At 50.7% G+C, this 609-nt stretch carries 1 protein-coding gene; it reads right to left on the bottom strand.

Annotated features, from left to right (window positions below; translation table 11 throughout):
- Window positions 1-84: 84 nt before the first annotated feature.
- Window positions 85-609: hypothetical protein (locus MF6396_RS29190; protein WP_238596503.1), on the bottom strand; the 525-nt coding region annotated here is incomplete at its 5' end.

A 609-nucleotide genomic window follows, 5' to 3' on the forward strand; every position in this document is an offset into this window, starting at 1 on the left:
GAAGCAGCATTTTAAGTAATGCGGCTCTGCGTTCAGGTGAATAGTACGGCACGACCAGTCTCTTTCCGCCCCCGATATGCTTTTTTAGGAAAAATCGGAGAGGCGACAACTATCCTGACACCGGGGGGTGGCTTCAGGAATGGCAACTTGTAATTCGCGAGCGGTAATTTGACTTGCAGTAACTGTCACACCCTTCAAGCCAGATTCAGAAAAATTAGCAGCGGCATCAATATTTCCTTTGAGCGATGAATATACTTGGCTCGGATTAGCAAGTTTGGCAGCAGTCGTCGTATCAAGTGTTTTGGCGCTGGTCGCTATACCAGTGGTTTCGTCAAAAAAGTCAAACGTCTTGAAGTTAGGCGGTAGTCGAGAGCCTGCTGGCAGTTGCGTCCCAAGGTAATCCTCCCAAGGCATTCCTTGACCTTGAATACCCTTGCCCCACTCAATCCCAGTAGTAGCACGGTCTACCGCCCCGCCAGTTGCTTTTGCACCATTTTTTTCCCCGCTTTGCAACATCCCCGCCAGCTTCTCAAGCCACCCTGGCGTTTTCGAAGCCACAGCTTTAGCAGCACTTCCCAGCGAAATAATCGCCAGCGCCAGTTCCGCTTC

It is taken from the genome of Pseudomonas sp. MF6396 (assembly GCF_002018915.1).
In the GTDB taxonomy this organism is placed as follows: domain Bacteria; phylum Pseudomonadota; class Gammaproteobacteria; order Pseudomonadales; family Pseudomonadaceae; genus Aquipseudomonas; species Aquipseudomonas palmensis.